Below are 18,353 nucleotides of genomic sequence, written 5' to 3'. Positions count from 1 at the left end.
GCCCGCGGTGAGCAGGCCACTTTTCAGAAGGGACCATCGCAACGTCGCGATGGCGAGACAGCCAGGTGATTAGAAACCGAGGCTGTCCAGCAGGTCATCCACCTGATCCTGGTTCGCAACAATGCCAGGGGCGGCAGCGTTAACCTGAGGACCGTTAAGCAGCGTAGTGCCAACCTGACGTTTTTCGGCGCTCACTTCTGGCATGTTTTCCAGCAGCACCATTAACAGCTGGCGCTCGATCTCCTGAATCACATCCATCATGCGTTTGATCACCTGACCGGTGAGATCCTGGAAATCCTGCGCCATCATGATGTCGAGCAACTGCTTGTTAGTAAAAGAGGTGTGCTCAGGCACTTCCCCTAAATACTGACGCGTATCCGTCACCAGCTCGCGCGCATCGGCAAGTTCAATAGGATTCTCAAACCATGCATCCCAGCGTCCTTTAAGCGCAATCGCTCCCGCTTCCATTTTGTCCTGGTGCGGTTGCGCTGCTTCGACGCTGTTCAGCGCCCGGTCGGCCGCCTGAGCGGTCTTTTGCACTACATAGTCCAGACGATCACGGGCGTCAGGAATGGCTTCAGCAGCTTCTGCAATGGCCTGATCCAGCCCCAGCTCACGCAAACTATCACGCAGCATGCGTGTCAGTGAACCGATGCGGGAAATGATATCTTGTGCCGCGGCTTGCTCAGCTGATTTCGGAAGGTCGCTCATCACATCTCCTTACATACCCAGTTTTTCAAAAATTTTGCCCAGCTTCTCTTCAAGCGTGGCGGCCGTAAACGGCTTAACGACATAGCCGCTTGCACCCGCCTGAGCGGCAGCAATGATGTTTTCTTTTTTCGCTTCAGCCGTCACCATCAACACAGGCAGACTGGCCATGGCCGCATCTGCGCGAATGGTCTGCAGCAGTTGCAGGCCATCCATGTTAGGCATGTTCCAGTCGGAGATAACGAAATCGAAACCACCTGCCTTGAGTTTGGTTAACGCATCGACGCCGTCTTCCGCTTCTTCTACGTTATTGAAGCCCAGCTCTTTCAGCAGGTTACGGACAATACGACGCATCGTATTGAAGTCGTCCACCACTAAAAAGCGCATATTTTTGTCAGCCATATCTACTCCTGTGTTATCTCGCCCGGCAGGACGGGCCTGTTAAATACGCAATGCCTGTCCGGCGCTAATTTTCGCCAGCATGTGCTGGCTGATGTTGCTTAAATCCACTACTTCGCTCACACCGCCGCTGGCTATCGCCTCGCGTGGCATGCCAAAAACGACACAACTTGCTTCATTTTGCGCGATGGTCCAGGCGCCGGCACGATGCATTTCCAGCATGCCTGCTGCCCCATCGTTACCCATACCGGTCAGGATCACGCCAACGGCATTTCGCCCGGCGTTGATCGCCACCGATTTAAACAACACATCGACTGACGGTTTATGACGGTTAACTGGCGGACCGTCGTTCAGCTTCACGACATAGTTCGCACCACTGCGACCCAGCTCCATGTGCATCGCGCCGGGCGCGATATAAGCATGGCCAGGAAGAATACGCTCACCATCTTCGGCCTCTTTCACCGTAATCTGGCAGAGCTTGTTTAGCCGCTCGGCAAACGAACGGGTAAATCCCGGTGGCATATGTTGCGTAATCAGCAGCGCAGGGCTGGTGGCCGGTAGCGGCTGCAATACGTGGCGGATGGCTTCTGTACCGCCCGTCGATGAACCAATCGCAATCAGCTTTTCACTACTCAGCAGCGGACCGGCTTTCAGCGTGACCGGGGCAGGCATGGTGGTGCGCACATGCAGACGTGCCCGGGCAGCCGCGCGAATTTTATCGCCAATCATCTGGCTGTAAGCCAGCATACCTTCACGAATCCCTAACTGTGGTTTGGTCACGAAATCCACCGCACCGAGCTCAAGCGCGCGCAGCGTGATTTCTGAACCCTGTCCCGTCAGTGATGACACCATCACGACCGGCATCGGGCGAAGACGCATCAGTTTTTCAAGAAAATCCAGTCCATCCATGCGCGGCATTTCAACATCCAGCGTCAGCACCTGCGGATTAAACTGTTTAATTAAATCGCGGGCCACTAATGGATCCGGAGCCGTCGCCACCATTTCCATATCAGGATGACTGTTGATGATTTCTGTCATCAGTTGCCGCATCAGCGCAGAGTCATCTACGCACATCACGGTAATTTTGCTCATCATCTTTCCTTCGTCAGTCCATAAACGGTTTGCCCACGCAGCCAGAACTCTTTACTAATCTGGCTAAAGTTTTCTGAGTGTCCGGCGAACAGGATGCCGCCAGGCTTAAGCAGTGGAACAAAACGACGTAGAATTTTTTCTTGTGTTTCTTTATCGAAATAGATCATTACGTTACGGCAGAAAATGGCATCGAACGGACCCGGGAGGTTCCAGTCGTTGGCCAGCAAATTCAGCTGACTGAAATTCACCATATTCGCCAGTTCGGGGCGCACACGCACCATGCCAGCATGCGGGCCCGTACCCCGTAAAAAGAAACGTTGTAGCTGTGCAGGCGACAGCGTCCGTAATTCTTCCTGGCGGTAAACGCCCGCCACGGCTTTTTCCAGAACCTGGGTATCGATATCACTGGCATGGACCTGGAATTTACCGGGTCCGGTTCCCAGCGTTTCGGCCAGGGTAATCGCGATAGAGTAAGGTTCTTCGCCCGTTGAGGCGGCCGTGCTCCAGACGCTGAAATTGCCCTGACGTTTACGTGCATGTTCCGCCAGGATAGGAAAATGGTGCGCCTCGCGGAAAAAAGCGGTCAGGTTAGTGGTCAGAGCGTTGATAAACGCCTGCCACTCAGCACTGTTAGGATCGTTCTCCAGCAGGGCCAGGTAGCGACCAAAATCATCAATATTCAGCGTGCGCAGACGACGTACCAGACGGTTGTAAACCATCTCGCGCTTATGATCGGCCAGCACGATACCCGCGCGCTGATAGATGAGCTGGCTGATACGGCGAAAATGGGTATCGGAGAGGGGCAGCCGCTGCACCATCTGTGAGAGCAGCGTTGTCGCCTCTGGTTGATCTAATAACGTCGATTTCTTCATCTTTGCACCTGGCCTGAACTACACCTGTTAAACGTCTGCTGCTATGCCCAACCGCACATCAGCGGTTGGGCCATCCAGGCAATTAGAAGGTTTCCCAGTTCTCATCACTGCGTGATGAGGGTTGGCGAATGCCCTCTGACGGACTTTCTAAACGTAAACTTTTTGCCGCCGTTGTCTTGTTAACGGCCTGCGTGACAATTTCTTTACCAATATTGAAGACAGAAACCGCTTGTTTTAAGTTGCTGGCCTGATCTTCCAGTGCCGCAGCGGCGGCGGCCGACTCTTCAACCAGCGAGGCGTTCTGCTGTGTCACGCGATCCATCTCGGTCACGGCCAGGCCAACCTGGTCGATGCCACGGCTCTGTTCGTCTGAAGCAGAGGCAATCTCTCCCATGATGTCGGTGACGCGTGTGACGGCGCTGACGATTTCGTTCATGGTATCGCCTGCGCTTTCAACCAGGACTGAACCGGTATTCACGCGACTGACGGAGTCCTCAATCAGCCCTTTAATCTCTTTCGCCGCCTGTGCACTGCGCTGTGCCAGATTGCGCACCTCACCGGCAACCACCGCAAAGCCACGGCCCTGCTCACCCGCGCGTGCCGCTTCCACGGCCGCATTCAGTGCCAGGATATTGGTCTGGAAAGCAATGCCATCAATCACGCTGGTGATATCGGCAATTTTTCTGGAACTGCCCGCAATTTCTTTCATCGTGGTCACGACACCGCCCACCACTTTGCCGCCCTGCTGTGCGGTTTCAGAGGCATTCAGCGCCAGCGTCGACGCCTGACGGGCATTTTCAGCATTTTGCTTCACGGTCGCGGTAAGCTGTTCCATGCTGGCAGCGGTTTGCTCCAGCGAAGCCGCCTGCTGCTCTGTTCGCGACGACAGATCGTTATTCCCTACGGCAATTTCGCTGGCGCCGGTATAGATCGCATCGGCCCCATCACGGACGGTGCTGACCGTACGGACCAGTTCACGTTGCATCTCCTGTAGAGACGTCAGCAAATCGCCAATTTCATTACGTACGGTAATGGCGATAGGCTGCGTCAGGTCACCCCGTGCGATATGCTGGATATGATCGATGCTCTGTTTTAACGGGCGAATCAGCAGGCTGCGCATAAGATTCCACACCAGCACGATCACCAGCAGCGTAACGACCAGCGTCCCCGCAACCAGCATAATCATGCGCTGATAAGCGGCATTATTGGCATCGATGCCTTTCTGGCTCAGTACCAGGTTGTAGTTAAGCCAGTCGTCATAATCTTTTTGGAATTTGTCCTGATAACTTTGTGTCGGCTGATCAACAAACCCTTTAAAGTTGCCGTTGCCCAGAAACACAATCAGTTCTGCCAGACCATCGTGGAATTGTTTGTAATTGGCCTGTAGCGTCAGCACGTTAGCCGCACTTTTTCCTTTCTCTGACAGGTTGGCATTGAATAATTCATAGCCCTTTTCAGCCTGTTTCAGCTCACTGTCAGCCAGCGCCACCAGCTCTTTTACGGTGGCTCCCGAACCTGCCATCTGCCCATCCTGCAAATAACGAATGCCCGCACGGTTTAAGGTATTACGTGCCTGGACAAGCGCAACCCATGACGTTCCCATGGCGCGTTGCAAGGTGCTAAGACGCTGGTTATAAGCAAAGTTTTCTTTATCTTCCGTAACCGTTTTGAAAAATACCCCACCCGAGAAAACCTGCAGCAAGGCAAAAAGCCCCAGTACACACAGGAGGCCGGTGACAACGCGTACTCGACTAAACATAGAAACCTCATTCATTAGCAATTCGATTCTGTTTATCGGCCCGCGCAGGCGGAACTTTACTGACAGCGTGAATTGATCATCACGCTGGCAGTAAAAACTGTCAGAACGCTTAAGTACGGGAGATTTTGAAGACGGAAACGGCCTGGGACAGTGAGCTCGCCTGTTGCTCCAGCGCGGCGGCGGCGGCGGCAGATTCTTCCACCAGCGAGGCGTTCTGTTGCGTCACGCGATCCATTTCTGTCACCGCCTGCCCCACCTGATCGATACCGCGGCTTTGTTCATCCGATGCCGAGGCAATTTCACCCATGATGTCGGTCACGCGGGTGACGGCACCCACAATATTATTCATGGTGCTGCCCGCGCTCTCGACCTGCTGCGAACCACTGTCAACGCGGGCAACAGAATCTTCAATCAGCCCTTTAATCTCTTTGGCAGCCTGCGCACTGCGCTGCGCCAGGCTACGTACTTCGCCGGCGACAACCGCGAAGCCACGGCCCTGCTCGCCTGCACGCGCCGCTTCGACGGCGGCGTTCAACGCCAGGATATTCGTCTGGAAAGCAATACCATCGATCACACTGATAATGTCAGCGATTTTCTTAGAACTGTCCGCAATTTCTTTCATTGTGCTGACGACGCCATCCACAACTTTGCCACCCTGCAAGGCGGTTTCAGATGCGGTATGGGCGAGTTGTGAAGCCTGACGCGCATTATCCGCATTTTGTTTCACCGTGGCGGTCAGTTGCTCCATGCTGGCGGCGGTCTGCTCAAGCGAGGCCGCCTGCTCTTCCGTGCGTGCGGACAAATCGTTATTGCCCGCGGCGATTTCGCTGGCACCCGTAAAGATCGCATCGCAACCACTGCGGACTTCACCCACCGTTGTCACCAGAGATTGTTGCATCTCACGGATACCGGCGGCCAGTTGGCTCATCTCATTACGGCCTTCTACCTTCACTGGCTGCGTCAGATCACCGGAGGCAATCGTGCGGATATCCACCAGCAGACGTTGCAGAGGATAAATCAGCACCTGGCGCAGGCCAAACCAGCAACCGATGATCACCACGACCACCAGAGCGCCGACCATGCCCAGCAACCACATCATCTGAGTAAAAGCTTGCTGGTTTTGTTCTGCACCGTGGGAAGACAGCTCGCTCTGCTTAAGACGCCAGGCCGTATAGGTGGCCTGCATGGCCTGCTGCTTCTGTTCAATGTTCTGTTTGAACATGCCTTCCAGATCTTTGGCTTTCAGGCTGGCGATCATCCCGCGCAGACCGGTCAGATAGGCGGCAAAATGGTTTTGTAACTGATCGCGCATTTCGGTATCCGCGCCTGGCGTTTCCGGAATGGCATTAAACTCGGCAAGATACTGCTCACCTTTATTGGCTTCGCTAATGGCTTTGTCCGTCAGGCTGTCCAGCTGACCGCCGTTCATTTGCGATGCCAGACTGGTTTGTAACCGCAACATGGCGCGGTTGAGCGTAGTACGTGACTGGTTCAGAGCCATATAGGCATCCGTCATGGCCGCCACGTTGCGTGTTGAAATCTGCGACAAGGCAAACGCCGCTTTATCATTATTGAGCGCTGACCAAAACAGGCTGCCTGACAGCAGTTGCAGGGCACCGAAAAGCATCAGTACCGTAATCAGACTGGTCACCACTTTTATCCGTTTTAACATCTTTTTCCCCGACTAAATAAGTAACGTGCAGGGGCTGTATCGGCGGCAACGCAGGATGTTTTAGCCATTTCGCTTTTAAAAAGGGGTTCAAATGACTTTTGTAATTATTGAAACCAGAGCAATATGCTAATCCTGGAGCAGGATCACAGACAGCGTGTTTTTGAAAGGTCGACGGGTGAATCAAAGGCGGTGATGACGGGTTCGGCGTGCAGAATAACAACACGGGCCAGCGTTGGCTGGCCCGTGTGTAACGATTACGCGGTACGCAGGTTGTCGACCAGCGCCATCTCTTCGCTGCTCAGCAGCTTTTCGATGTCGACCAGAATCAACATGCGCTCGCCCAGTGCACCCAGACCTGTCAGGTACTCTGTTGACATAGTCACAGCGAACTCAGGTGAAGGACGGATCTGTTCCTGCGTCAGCGACAGGACATCAGACACACCGTCAACCACGATACCGACGACGCGGTTTTCGAGATTCAGCACGATCACCACGGTATTTTCGTTGTACTCAACGTCTGGCTGTGAAAACTTCACGCGCAAATCGATGATTGGCACGATAACGCCGCGCAGGTTTGTCACGCCGCGAATAAAATCGGGCGTGTTGGCAATGCGGGTTACCTGATCGTAACCACGAATTTCCTGAACCTTCAGAATATCGATGCCGTACTCTTCATCACCCAGCGTGAAGACCAGGAACTCCTGTCCAACGGTTTCGCCAGCAATTTTTGTCACGGTTGCCATTCCACTCATGTTATTTACCCTTTCGTTATCAATCAGGCGGCAGCGCCGGCCACACGTTTTTCACGGTTAAGTGATTGCAACGCCGAAACGTCCACAATCAGCGCCACGCTGCCATCGCCGAGGATGGTGGCGGCTGAAATACCTGGAACTTTGCGATAGTTGCTTTCCAGGTTTTTGACCACAACCTGGTGCTGACCGATTAACTGGTCCACCAGCAAAGCGTAACGCTTGCCCGCGCTCTGCAGAATCACCACAATGCCCTGCGTCGCTTCGGTTTTCGCCTCTTTCACGTCAAAGACGTTCCACAGTTCAACCAGTGGCAGGTATTCGCCGCGCACTTCCAGAACACATTCGCCGCCCGCCAGGGGTTTCAGCTCTTCAGCACGCGGCTGTAACGATTCCATCACCGCATTCAGCGGCAGAATAAAGACTTCGTTCGCTACGCGCACTGACATGCCGTCCAGAATCGCCAGCGTCAGCGGCAGCAGAATACGGATGGTGGTGCCTTTGCCTTGTTTTGAGGCAATTTCAACATGGCCACCCATTTCCTGAATGTTACGTTTAACCACATCCATGCCCACACCGCGGCCAGATACGTCGGTGACCTGCTCTGCCGTTGAGAAACCTGGCGCGAAAATCAACATGCCGACTTCTTCATCGCTCATGTTTTCATGCACCGGCAGGCCCGATGACAGAGCTTTTGCCAGGATACGTTCGCGGTTAAGGCCCGCACCGTCATCTGACACTTCGATACAGATGTTGCCGCCCTGGTGTTCTGCTGACAGTGTCAGATTACCTGTGGCAACCTTACCTGCCGCAATACGTTTCTCCGGGGTTTCGATGCCGTGGTCAAGACTGTTACGCACCAGGTGCGTTAACGGATCGATGATACGTTCGATCAGGCTCTTATCGAGTTCCGTCGAGCTACCCAGTAACGTCAGTTCAACTTCTTTGCCCAGCTTGCTGGCCAAATCACGCACCAGACGTGGGAAGCGACTGAAGACGTACTCCATAGGCATCATACGAATCGACATCACAGATTCTTGCAGGTCACGCGCATTACGCTCAAGCTGCCCCATGCTGTTCAACAGTTCGCCGTGCGCGACCGGGTCCAGTTCACCTGAACGTTGTGCCAGCATTGACTGGGTAATCACCAGTTCACCCACCAGGTTAATCAGCTGATCAACCTTCTCAACCGCAACACGGATGCTGCTTGATTCGCTGGTCTTCGCGGGCGCGGCAGCACGTTTGCTTTCGCGTTTCACTGCGGCAACCGGCAATTCGGTCACGGTCGCAGTCTGAACATCGGCAACCGCAGGCGCATCCACGCTTTCGGCTACCGCCGCGGCAGCGTCAGCACCCGGGAAGCGAATCTGCGCTTCATCAATAACGAAACACAGCACAGCAATAATGTCGTCTTTGCCTACGCCGGTAATGTGGCACTCAAGCGTATTGCTGCCTTTCTTCACGTTGCTGAGCGTGCCAAGATTACCCAGCTCTTCCAGCATCAGGTCGATATCTTTTTCTTTCAGGTCGACCAACTGGAGGTGAACACCTTCAGCATCAGAGGAGGCGGATTCTGCCTGACTGACAGGCGTTTCAAGCGCAACCACAACCGGTGCTTCAACCGGCTGACCTTTCGCCTCTAACGCCAACTGGCGTAATGCTTCACAGATATACTTGAAGCTTTCCGCGTTAGGCTCTTGCGCGGTTTTATAAGCATCTAGCTGTTCCTGCATAATATCTTTAGTTTCCAAAAACAGATTGATGATGTCGGTGCTGAGCTGCATCTCGCCGCGACGAGCACCATCCAGAATGTTTTCCAGGATGTGGGTTGTTTCCTGTAAAACCGTAAAACCAAAGGTTCCGGCTCCGCCTTTAATCGAGTGGGCGGCGCGGAAGATGGCGTTAAGCTGTTCAGAGTCTGGCTCCTGGGGATCGAGTCCCAACAGGTGTTGCTCCATATCCGCTAACAGCTCATCGGCTTCATCAAAAAACGTCTGGTAAAAATCGCTGATGTCCATGCTCACGGGAATCACCTCGGCTGTGAGGGGGCTGCTGTATTCACCGCACCTGCCGAAGACGCTGGCGGTGCGGAGGTTGTTTTCGTTGCATCCGCCGGTAGGGCTGACGGTGCAGGCGTTATTGTTGTTACCGCACGAACCGAAGAGGTTGACGTCGCGGAGGTCGCTGTTTTCGCCGCGACCGCCGGTGAGGCTGACGATGCGGAGGCTGCTGTTTTCACCGCGCTCGTCGATGACGCTGACGAGGCGGCGGTCGCGGCTTTCTCTGCGCTCGTCGATGCGGCTGACGGTGCGGAGTTCGCTGTTTTCACTGCATCCGCCGACGTGGCAGTTGCAGGTCTGGAAGATGTTTTATCAGCCGCATTACTGCCGGGTGCTGACGGCGCGGTCACTTTTTCTAAGGCAGAGGGATCGCTAATCTGAACCGCGTCACTTTCTGCGTTCTCTTTCTCAATCGCGGCTTCGGTATCATGGTTCAACACCAGCAAACTGATACGACGGTTAACGGCATCATCGCCGCCGCGATTTTTCAGTTTCATGGTATCCGCCATGCCGACGATACGCAGAATCTTTCCACCATCCAGCCCACCAATCACCAGTTCACGACGTGACGCATTGGCACGGTCCGCTGACAATTCCCAGTTGCTGTACCCTTTATCACCGGTCGCATACTGAATGTCATCCGTATGGCCCGCGATACTGATACGGTTAGGGATGTCATTCAAAATCGGGGCAATCGCGCGCAAAATATCACGCATATAAGGTTCAACTTCTGCACTGCCGGTCTTGAACATCGGGCGGTTCTGGCTGTCGATGATCTGAATACGCAGCCCTTCATCAACCATATTAATAATCAGGTGCGGACGCAGCGCTTTCAGGCGCGGATCAGCTTCGATTAACTGGTCGAGCTTTTCACGCAGGCGGTTGAGGCGAATTTCATCCAGCTTGCGTTTCTGCGCATCCATATCCACAACCTTTTTGACTTCACCTTCTTTCTTCGTAGCATCGTCTCCTCCGCCTGGGATCGGGCTGCTACTGTCGCTACTTCTCTGTCCACCCGTCAGCGCCACTTTTAAGGGCGTCTGAAAATATTCTGCTATCTGGATAAGCTGTTGTGGGCTGGCGATCGACAGCAGCCACATCACCATAAAAAATGCCATCATCGCCGTCATAAAGTCGGCATAGGCGATTTTCCATGAGCCATGTCCTCCTTCATGTTTTTTATGTTTGCGCTTTCTAATCAGCACAATTGGGCGATTGCCATGTTTCATGAGGTCTGATCCGAAGTCTGTTTAGCCGGGTTCTTCGCGTTGCGAACGTGTTCTTCCAGTTCGCTGAACGATGGACGCTCAGCTGAATAAAGCGTTTTACGACCAAACTCGACGGCGATCTGCGGTGCATAACCGTTCAGGCTGGAAAGCAATGTCACTTTCACGCACTGCATCATCTTGGTCGTTTCAGCACACTTCTGACGTAATACCGACGCCAGAGGCGAAATAAAACCGTATGCCAGTAAAATCCCGAGGAACGTTCCCACCATGGCATGTGCCACCAGTGCCCCCAGCTCGGCGGCTGGACGGTCAGCTGACGCCAGGGCATGAACCACGCCCATTACCGCGGCAACGATACCGAAAGCGGGCAGGCCATCGCCGACGGCAGCGATACTTTGTGCCGGCACTTCACACTCGTGTTCATAGGTTTCAATCTCTTCATCCATCAATGCTTCGATTTCGAAAGCATTCATGTTGCCGCTCACCATCAGGCGTAAATAATCGGTGATGAAGTCGACTAACTGTTTATCGGCTAAGATGCGGGGATAATTAGCAAAAATTTCACTCTGGGCGGGATCTTCAATATCACGCTCAAGCGATAACATGCCTTGCTGGCGAGATTTCGCCATCAGCCGGTAAAGCAGTGCCATGAGATCCATGTACACCGCTTTGTTGTATTTCGAGCCGCGGAACAGGAGCGGCAGAGCTTTGAGGGTCTTCTTGATCGATTTACCGTTGTTGCCCACCAGAAACGCGCCGACGCCCGCCCCGGCGATCATCAGCAGTTCTGCAGGCTGGTAAAGCGCGCCAAGATGGCCGCCCACTAAAGCGTATCCGCCCAACACGGAACCTAATACAACGATGTAACCTAAAATTATCAGCACAGAAAAATCCTTACGTCCGTAACGTGTTGGTCGACGTTAAGCCAGAGAAACCGGAGATGTTCACCCTGTGGAGGCAAAAAAAAAGCAGCGGGATTAACCGCTGCTGGATGACTTCCACATTGCGAACAAATTTAAACGGCGTGTTTAACCTGTTCATCCAGCAGTTGTGGAAAGATATCGGCAGTATCTGCAGAAAGTTTACGTCTTTTTACGGCACGTGATGGTGGCTGGCACAGGCTGCAGACAAAGCTGCCAACAGGCTGATGTGCATGATTAATAAAGCTGCCGCTGCAGCATTTACAATCTGATAATTCCAGCATACCGCTTTCAACGAATCGCACCAGGGTCCAGGCGCGTGTTAGCGCCAACAGCGGGCCCTCGTCCGATTGCGGGCACTGCTCGAGATAAAGGCGGTAGGCTTTAATCACCGCATCAATCCCTTTGCTCAAACCGGTTTTCAATAAAAACGTCCAGGCATTACAGAACATTGAGGCATGAATGTTCTGTTCCCAGGTCATGAACCAGTCAGTCGAGAATGGCAACATACCTTTAGGGGGTGGACTGCCACGCAACTCTTTATAGAGTTTGATCAAGCGACCACGGCTCAGCTGCGTCTCGCTCTCCAGCATTTGTAAGCGCGCACCCAGTGTGATCAGCTCCATAGCGAGCTGAATATCACGCGCTTCCTGGACAATACTTTTCTCACCCATTATACCGCCCTCTTTTTAGTAGGCGCGGCGTCTTTCGACGCACTGCGTAATAAACGGCTGGATAAAAGAATCCCGGTATGGATTTGTTGTAAATCATCCACACGTGATTCCTGCGTCAGGCGATTAATAACGGTGCTATCGGTGAAACGAAACTGACACACAAGTTGGTTGGTCTCAGCTAATTTCACCATTTCAGGTAAGGTTAATTCAGACAATGCGTCAGCCATCTTTTCATCGATCCCGAGGCGAAACATCGCAGAAGCTTTTTCCTGGTTAATTAATCGCTGCGCGAGCAGTAAATATGACAAGTTGATATCGTAAATATGTTTTAGTAATTCAGATGTACCCATTTTTCCATCCTGAGAGACGCGACGTAACTTACCGCAGATGACATCTCTGCGTATCGAGCTGCTGGTTGGTAAATCTAAAGATGGCAAAATAATTAAACATAAAAAGCAATGGTTCTGAGTTCTGCTTCTTTTTGCGACCCTGTCTGTCCGGTCAGAAGTCAATCTTTTCAGTCCACCTTATTCTTAAGTCGATAACCTTCTTCCCTGAGGCTTGCTTGCTTTTTTTAAGACTAATCCGAAAACAAGGCAAATCTATATCGGATGATCCTTACATACAACGACAGTTCGGTGAAATTTTAGATAAAGTGTGATGTAGATCACACTTTTACCTCTATTTTCTTCAGTAACGCTTTATTATCCCTTCCTCACTGTCTGTTTTTTGAGCAATTTGACGTTTTTTTTACAGGGATTTGTCCTGAGCTGGACTTAATTGGCTACAAAAATCAGGGATGATTCTGTAAGGCAGGCAGAATTCCTGTTTATCTCAATGAATGGAATTTGCACCCTATTTAGAACCAGCCAAAACCATAAAACCAGTGGAATATGCTACCCATGGCGCGCATTATTTGTATTTAAATTAGTCAGTTAGGTGATAAGACAAAAAAAAGGGAAAACAGGGGTAGAAGGCCGACAATTCTGATTACGCGCTTTCTGACAATCCGTCGTAAAGGCTGAAAGCAACCCGTTTAGAGAGCGTACACCGATGTAACAAGGAGTTACATTAAGGATATGAATGAATTGCAGGCAGGAGAGTTTTATGCATTTTAACTATCGGCAGGAATGAAGAGAACTTTAGCTTAACCAGGTAAAGAAAGTGAATGGTGGTGTTAATTGCACATTTTTACGCCACTTTGCCGTCAGACGGACGCCTGGCGACGCAAAAGCGCTTTTGAGTTAGGGGACAATCATTAGCAACAGCGTGTATGCAAAAGCGGCGGGATGTAACGCACAGCAAGCCTTCCCTGGCTTGCTCTGCTGTCAGGCGAGTTTCGGAAAGGTGGCAACCTTATTTGCCATGCCGTGATCGGCACTCCGCGGGGCAATCTTCTCAAGATCACGCAGGAAGTTTTCGCGCCATGCGGTGATGTCGTTTTTACGCAGTACCGCCATCATATCGTTATAGCGTGAGATACGCTCGGTACGGGGCATGGTAATCGCTTTATCCAGCGCCGCGGCCACTTCATCGCGGTCATAAGGGTTCACGATGAGCGCGGACGTCAGCTCGTTAGCCGCACCGGCAAAACGGGACAGTACCAGCACACCCGGATCGTCCGGATCCTGCGCCGCCACGTACTCCTTCGCCACCAGGTTCATCCCGTCACGCAACGGCGTCACTAAGCCGACATCCGTTAAACGGAAAATTTTCATCAATAAACGACGGTCAAAGTGCTGGTTAAGATAATAGAGTGGCGTCCAGCCCAGGGTGCCGTATTTCCCGTTGATGCGCCCTGCCTCGGTTTCTAACTGATGACGAATATCCTGATAGGCCTGCACATCGCCACGAGACGTTGGCGCAATCTGCGAGTAACGAATCTTGCCGTGATGCTGCGGGTAGTTTTCCAGCAGCGCTTCATAAGCCAGGAAGCGTTCCGGCAGGCCTTTCGAGTAATCCAGACGTTCGCAGGCAATGATATTGCGCACATCGCCCAGCTCCTTCTTCATCGCCGCCATTTTGGGTGGCAATGGCCCTTCAGCCATCTCCTTAATGCTGTCAGGTTCAATCCCTATCGGGTACACCTCCGTCATAAAGGTATTGCCATAGGCGCGATGTTTTTTGTCACCTTTATTCTGCAACTGCGTCAGTTGGCTCAAACTGTCGAGGAAGGCGACGCGATCAGATTCCGTCTGGAATCCTAACAGATCGTATTCGCACAACATTTCCAGCAGTTCTCTGTGCGGCGGCAGCGCATTGAAAATTTCGGGCGTCGGGAAAGGAATATGCAGGAAGAAACCGATGCGGTTGTTGATGCCTGCCCGGCGCAGCGCGGCGGCAAACGGCAGGAAGTGGTAGTCATGAATCCACAGAATGTCGTCAGGCTTGATCAGCGGTTTCAGCCGCTGCGCGACGGCATCATTAACTTCGCAGTATCCTTCCCAGGCTTCACGCTGGAACTGCACCAGATCTAAACGGTAATGGAAAGCAGGCCAGATAACGGTATTAGAAAACTGACAATAATAGAGATCGTACTCGTTCTGGCTCAGCGGGAAGGAAGCATATTCAATACCATCATGCTCCGTTACCGATACCGGGTTTTCTTCCTCACCCGAAAATTCACTTATCTCACCGTTCCAGCCAAACCACAGTCCACCCGTGCTTTTCAGCGCATCCAGGATGCCAACGGCAAGGCCGCCCGCGCTGGTTTTGTTCCCATTTGGCATGGCGATACGGTTAGATACAACAACTAAACGACTCATAACCTAAACTCCTTACCAACGTTATCTTGCTCTAATTGTAATCGTGTTCTTTCCAGCCAGGCATAGACATCCGTAACGTCATGTAAACGATAACGTGCCTGGCTTTCGCCTTCTCCCACTTTCACGGAAATCCCGTGCATGGCATTGACGGCGGCAAAGCCTTTCTCATCGGTCAGATCGTCACCGATGAACACCGGAATACGTCCCGCGAACGGGGCTTCCTGCATAAATGCCTGTACAGCCGCGCCTTTATCAATGCCGGTCGGTTTAATTTCAACCACACACTTTCCGGGCTGCAACGTCAGACCCGAGAAACGTTCGACGGCGGCCTGCGCAAGGTGCAATATGTCCTGCTCATGTGCCATCGCCCGACGATAATGGAGGGCAAACGCCATCCCTTTCGCTTCAAGCTGCGTATCTGGCCAGTGGGCCATTTCGGCTTCCAGCATCTGTTTCAGCTGAGGTTCAGTCTCTTCGGGCAGTGACACGCGGTGTACCCTGCCCTCCGCGTCTCGACGCTCAGCGCCATGCACGCCGGCAGCCGGCGCGTGCAACGGTGCCGCAAGCGCATCCAGTTGCTCAACAGGACGACCTGATACCAGCGCCAGCGCGCCGTGGCATAAAGAAGAGAGGCGTTGCAGCTCTGCTACAACCTGTTCTGGAATGAAAGCGGCATCCGGCTGGGGCTGTATCGCTGCCAGCGTGCCATCAACATCAAAAAAGAAGGCATACAGACCGCCGCTCAATGACGGAAACGAGGCATTACTTTCTGCCGTCTGGGTCACGTGTCTTCTCCTGTAAACGGGTTCATCATCAGGACATCGCAGCAGAGAGCGTTCAGCAAGAGGTCGGCGCAAGGCCGAATGAAGTAAGGAGACTGCGCGGTAAAACCCTGCAATTCGGTAACTCTTTCTCCAAAAACATACGCGTTAAGTGCTGAAAAACTCACTGACTGTTGTTGTCGCCCCATAAAGTGTAGACGCAATCCTGCATTCTGCCAGAAATATGCATTTCCTGTGCCAGCCGTCACGCTTAATTCTGCTGCTGGCAATAACGGCGATTAACGGCCTGCTCACGCCGACTTATTTTGCGCCCGCAAAAAAGAAATAAAAATGTAATAAATGGTCCTGTTTAAGGTTTTCCTAATCTTTCTTATCCATACTGTTCACTTATTACCGTCTGACTTTCATTGTTGCGCGTTAATGCGAATGTATTAGCGCAATAATAATGGAGACATTCACTAATGATTCAACCCGGATAAAATAACATTTTTTATTATTCCGACTTTATATTAATAGTCAGTCCGTCATGTTGCCCTTTCGCATTTGATAAAACGTCTTATTACGGGTTAAGGCATTATGCCGGGCGAGACGAAAAGGGGCTGATTTGCAGCCCTTTATCTCATCTTTAATTAACGTTTCCGCTGAGCTAAGTTGAGTGACAACATTCGTCATGTCAGCAACAATCCCGGCATGTTTGCCCAAAGCAGGCACAGCCGACGAAACCGGGACGGCCTGCCTTATCCACTTGCCGGACAAGGTTGTCAAGGTGAGTTCGCGCAAGAGCGACCCGCTATTGCTGTGTCCGGTCATCGGTACTGATACAAAAGAGGTATCCTGTTAAGCGCTTATGAAAATATTAATTGTTGAAGACGATGCTCTGCTGCTGCAAGGTCTTGTTCTGGCGCTGGAAGGCACGGGCTATGTCTGCGATGCGGTTTCAACGGTCCGTTCCGCGGAAGCTCATCTTGCCAGCGGGCTTTACAGTTTGATCGTGCTGGATGTCGGCCTGCCGGATGAGGATGGACTGCACTTTCTGCAGCGTCTTCGCCGTCAGAAGCAGATGCAGCCTGTATTGATTCTTACCGCGCGTGACACGATTGATGAGCGCATCGCCGGGCTGGATGCAGGTGCCGATGACTATCTGATCAAGCCTTTCGCGCTGGATGAACTGCTGGCAAGGATTCGTGCCCTTATCAGACGTCATGTTAACCAGGGGGATACGCGCGTGGAGGTGGGCAACCTGTCGCTGGATATGACACATCGCCAGATCCATCTGGATAACGCCTTGCTTGATCTCACCCCTAAAGAGTTTTCGATTCTGTCTCGCCTGATGCTCAAAGCGGGCCATCCGGTGCACCGCGAATTGCTGTATCAGGATATCTACAATTTTGATAACGAGCCTTCGACCAATACGCTGGAAGTGCATATCCACAACCTGCGTGACAAGATCGGCAAAAGCATGATCAGAACGGTTCGCGGCTTCGGCTATGCCCTGTCCCCCTCCCAAACCGATAACGAGATGCCCGAGACATGAATACTGACCGCACCGGGACGACCATGCGTTTTCGGCTGCTTCTCACGATTGGCCTCATTATGCTGTTTTTCCAGCTCATCAGCGTGGCCTGGCTCTGGCATGAAAGTCAGGAACAGGTGCAATTTTTAGTTGAGGCGCATCTGCAGAACCGCAACATGGACCGGCATGTCCATAAAGAAGTCCGCGAAGCCGTGATGAGTCTTGCCCTGCCCAGTCTGGTGATGATTACGCTGACGCTGCTCCTGTGCTATCAGGCGGTACGCTGGATTACCCGCCCGCTCTATCAGTTGCAGCGTGAACTGGAGAACCGGAGCGAGGTAAACCTGGAACCTATCACCTTTTCCGGATCGGTGCAGGAGATTGACGCTGTTACGCACTCTGTGAATCGCCTTGTCGCACGTCTGACAGACAGTCTGGAACGTGAACGCCTGTTTACGGCCGATGTGGCCCATGAGCTGCGAACGCCGCTGGCAGGTTTACGCTTACATCTTGAGTTGCTACAACGAAATCAGGCCGTCGATACGCAACCTTTATTACATCGTCTGGATCAGATGACAGGAAATGTTGCCCAGTTGCTGCAGCTGACCCGTGCCGGCCAGCAGTTTACCTCAGGCAGCTACCAGCAGGTTGCCCTCATCGATGAAGTGATTGTGCCTATGGAAGCGGAGTTGAGTGCGATGCTTGCCGTGCGTCATCAAACGTTAACCCTTGATGTTGAGCACAGCTTCAGGGTGAAGGGCGATGCGATCCTGTTACGAATGCTTCTGCGCAATCTGGTGGAAAACGCCCACCGTTACAGCCCATCTGAAAGCAATATCACCGTGCGGCTTGAAAACACACCAGGCCCGGCGCTGATCGTGGAAGACGAAGGTGACGGCATTGATGAAAGCAGGCGCGGCGAGTTAAGCAAAGCCTTTGTCCGCATGGACACGCGCTATGGTGGCATTGGGCTGGGCCTGAGTATCGTCAGTCGGATTGTGCAGTTACATCATGGACAGTTTCTGCTGGAAAATCGCCCTGACCGTTCAGGTTGCCTGGCCAGGGTCCTTTTCGCGGTGGACTGATTCAGTTCACAAACCAGCAGGCCAGAAAGCTGATGACAGCGCTGACGGCAAGAATAACGGCAACGTACTCGCTG

At 52.6% G+C, this 18,353-nt stretch carries 16 protein-coding genes; 2 read left to right on the top strand and 14 right to left on the bottom strand.

The features are described 5' to 3' along the window. Nucleotides 1–69 precede the first annotated feature (69 nt). The 14 genes from cheZ to otsB form a co-directional block, all read right to left on the bottom strand. Nucleotides 70–711 carry a protein phosphatase CheZ gene (gene cheZ / locus GC087_RS10420; RefSeq protein WP_006120247.1) on the bottom strand — a complete coding sequence of 214 codons (642 nt, stop codon included), beginning with the start codon at nt 709–711 and terminating at the stop codon, nt 70–72. A gap of 9 nt (nt 712–720) precedes the next feature. Continuing rightward, complete coding sequence (cheY, locus tag GC087_RS10415) at nt 721–1,110, bottom strand: chemotaxis response regulator CheY (protein WP_006120246.1); 390 nt, start codon at nt 1,108–1,110, stop codon at nt 721–723. Nucleotides 1,111–1,149: 39 nt separating this feature from the next. Then, nucleotides 1,150–2,199, bottom strand: a complete 1,050-nt coding sequence (locus tag GC087_RS10410) for a protein-glutamate methylesterase/protein-glutamine glutaminase (RefSeq protein ID WP_006120245.1) — start codon at nt 2,197–2,199, stop codon at nt 1,150–1,152. Then, nucleotides 2,199–3,071, bottom strand: a complete 873-nt coding sequence (cheR, locus tag GC087_RS10405; RefSeq protein ID WP_006120244.1) for a protein-glutamate O-methyltransferase CheR — start codon at nt 3,069–3,071, stop codon at nt 2,199–2,201. Before cheR ends, GC087_RS10410 begins: the two co-directional genes overlap by 1 nt. 82 nt (nt 3,072–3,153) lie before the next feature. Beyond that, a complete protein-coding gene (locus tag GC087_RS10400; protein ID WP_324030506.1) occupies nt 3,154–4,830 on the bottom strand; it encodes a methyl-accepting chemotaxis protein in 1,677 nt (558 codons plus the stop codon). Between the two features lie 109 nt (nt 4,831–4,939). Then, nucleotides 4,940–6,502, bottom strand: coding sequence for a methyl-accepting chemotaxis protein (locus tag GC087_RS10395; protein WP_039343187.1), 1,563 nt, complete (start codon nt 6,500–6,502; stop codon nt 4,940–4,942). 254 nt (nt 6,503–6,756) lie between these two features. Continuing rightward, complete coding sequence (cheW, locus tag GC087_RS10390) at nt 6,757–7,254, bottom strand: chemotaxis protein CheW (protein ID WP_006120241.1); 498 nt, start codon at nt 7,252–7,254, stop codon at nt 6,757–6,759. A 23-nt stretch (nt 7,255–7,277) separates the two neighbouring features. Next, on the bottom strand, nt 7,278–9,269 hold the full coding sequence (cheA, locus tag GC087_RS10385) for a chemotaxis protein CheA (protein ID WP_172677647.1): 1,992 nt from the start codon (nt 9,267–9,269) through the stop codon (nt 7,278–7,280). Between the two features lie 11 nt (nt 9,270–9,280). Then, on the bottom strand, nt 9,281–10,540 hold the full coding sequence (gene motB / locus GC087_RS10380) for a flagellar motor protein MotB (RefSeq protein ID WP_162285810.1): 1,260 nt from the start codon (nt 10,538–10,540) through the stop codon (nt 9,281–9,283). Beyond that, nucleotides 10,537–11,424: a flagellar motor stator protein MotA gene (gene motA / locus GC087_RS10375; protein WP_006120238.1), complete on the bottom strand. Its 888-nt coding sequence runs from the start codon at nt 11,422–11,424 to the stop codon at nt 10,537–10,539. The genes motB and motA overlap by 4 nt, the downstream gene beginning before the upstream one ends. A gap of 131 nt (nt 11,425–11,555) precedes the next feature. Then, on the bottom strand, nt 11,556–12,134 hold the full coding sequence (flhC, locus tag GC087_RS10370) for a flagellar transcriptional regulator FlhC (RefSeq protein WP_033742000.1): 579 nt from the start codon (nt 12,132–12,134) through the stop codon (nt 11,556–11,558). Beyond that, nucleotides 12,134–12,484, bottom strand: coding sequence for a flagellar transcriptional regulator FlhD (flhD, locus tag GC087_RS10365; RefSeq protein ID WP_006120236.1), 351 nt, complete (start codon nt 12,482–12,484; stop codon nt 12,134–12,136). Before flhD ends, flhC begins: the two co-directional genes overlap by 1 nt. Nucleotides 12,485–13,462: 978 nt before the next feature. Continuing rightward, complete coding sequence (gene otsA, locus GC087_RS10360; protein WP_058701775.1) at nt 13,463–14,899, bottom strand: alpha,alpha-trehalose-phosphate synthase; 1,437 nt, start codon at nt 14,897–14,899, stop codon at nt 13,463–13,465. Continuing rightward, nucleotides 14,896–15,684: a trehalose-phosphatase gene (gene otsB, locus GC087_RS10355; protein WP_324030503.1), complete on the bottom strand. Its 789-nt coding sequence runs from the start codon at nt 15,682–15,684 to the stop codon at nt 14,896–14,898. The genes otsA and otsB overlap by 4 nt, the downstream gene beginning before the upstream one ends. 844 nt (nt 15,685–16,528) lie before the next feature. Between otsB and pmrA the strand changes: the two genes are divergently transcribed. Together pmrA and pmrB are read left to right on the top strand one after the other, a co-directional pair. Further along, nucleotides 16,529–17,215 (top strand): two-component system response regulator PmrA, encoded by a 687-nt coding sequence (gene pmrA / locus GC087_RS10350; RefSeq protein ID WP_033742008.1) that lies wholly within the window; start codon nt 16,529–16,531, stop codon nt 17,213–17,215. Beyond that, on the top strand, nt 17,212–18,279 hold the full coding sequence (gene pmrB, locus GC087_RS10345) for a two-component system sensor histidine kinase PmrB (protein WP_033742011.1): 1,068 nt from the start codon (nt 17,212–17,214) through the stop codon (nt 18,277–18,279). The genes pmrA and pmrB overlap by 4 nt, the downstream gene beginning before the upstream one ends. Nucleotides 18,280–18,353: the final 74 nt, after the last annotated feature.

This window comes from Pantoea sp. JZ2 (assembly GCF_035191405.1).
Lineage (GTDB): Bacteria > Pseudomonadota > Gammaproteobacteria > Enterobacterales > Enterobacteriaceae > Pantoea > Pantoea stewartii.
The sequence above is the reverse complement of the archived record's forward strand: the minus strand, read 5'-3'. Positions and strand labels throughout refer to the sequence as shown.